1 rRNA gene (running past both ends of the window) is annotated in these 1,305 nt (G+C 57.0%); it reads left to right on the plus strand.

Annotation, left to right across the window (positions count from 1 at the left end):
- Positions 1-1,305: ribosomal RNA gene (locus tag AB0K11_RS27775) — 23S ribosomal RNA — on the plus strand (it extends past both window edges: 212 nt to the left, 1,131 nt to the right).

Raw genomic sequence — 1,305 nt, forward strand, 5'->3', positions numbered from 1 at the left:
ACGTGGGGTGATGGCGTGCCTTTTGAAGAATGAGCCTGCGAGTCAGGGACATGTCGCGAGGTTAACCCGTGTGGGGTAGCCGCAGCGAAAGCGAGTCTGAATAGGGCGTATCCAATCCGTTGGGGTTGGTGTAGTGGTGTGTTCTGGACCCGAAGCGGAGTGATCTACCCATGGCCAGGGTGAAGCGCGGGTAAGACCGCGTGGAGGCCCGAACCCACTTAGGTTGAAGACTGAGGGGATGAGCTGTGGGTAGGGGTGAAAGGCCAATCAAACTCCGTGATAGCTGGTTCTCCCCGAAATGCATTTAGGTGCAGCGTTGCGTGTTTCTTACTGGAGGTAGAGCTACTGGATGGCCGATGGGCCTCACAAGGTTACTGACGTCAGCCAAACTCCGAATGCCGGTAAGTGAAAGCGTGGCAGTGAGACGGCGGGGGATAAGCTCCGTGCGTCGAGAGGGAAACAGCCCAGATCGCCGGCTAAGGCCCCTAAGCGTGTGCTAAGTGGAAAAGGATGTGCAGTCGCGAAGACAACCAGGAGGTTGGCTTAGAAGCAGCCACCCTTGAAAGAGTGCGTAATAGCTCACTGGTCAAGTGATTGTGCGCCGATAATGTAGCGGGGCTCAAGCACACCGCCGAAGCCGCGGCAATCAACTTTGTTGGTTGGGTAGGGGAGCGTCCTGCATCCGGTGAAGCAGCGGAGTGATCCAGCTGTGGAGGGTGTGGGAGTGAGAATGCAGGCATGAGTAGCGATAAGGCAAGTGAGAACCTTGCCCGCCGAAAGACCAAGGGTTCCTGGGCCAGGCCAGTCCGCCCAGGGTGAGTCGGGACCTAAGGCGAGGCCGACAGGCGTAGTCGATGGACAACGGGTTGATATTCCCGTACCCGTGTGTGAGCGTCCCTGATGAATCAGCGGTACTAACCGCCCAAACCATGCGTTACCGATCACCTTCGGGTGTGAGGATTGCATGCGCTGCGCGGGACCTTCGTTGGTAGTAGTCAAGCGATGGGGTGACGCAGGAAGGTAGCCGTACCAGTCAGTGGTAATACTGGGGCAAACCGGTAGGACGACATCTAGGCAAATCCGGGTGTCATATAAGTCCGAGAGGTGATGCATAGCCGGATGAGGTGAATTCGGTGATCCTATGCTGCCAAGAAAAGCCTCTAGCGAGCGCACACACGGCCCGTACCCCAAACCGACACAGGTGGTCAGGTAGAGAATACCAAGGCGTACGAGTGAACTATGGTTAAGGAACTCGGCAAAATGCCCCCGTAACTTCGGGAGAAGGGGGACCCCCATATCGTCAAG

Origin of the sequence: Mycobacterium sp. NPDC050551 (genome assembly GCF_040674075.1) — a bacterium.
Classification (GTDB): domain Bacteria; phylum Actinomycetota; class Actinomycetes; order Mycobacteriales; family Mycobacteriaceae; genus Mycobacterium.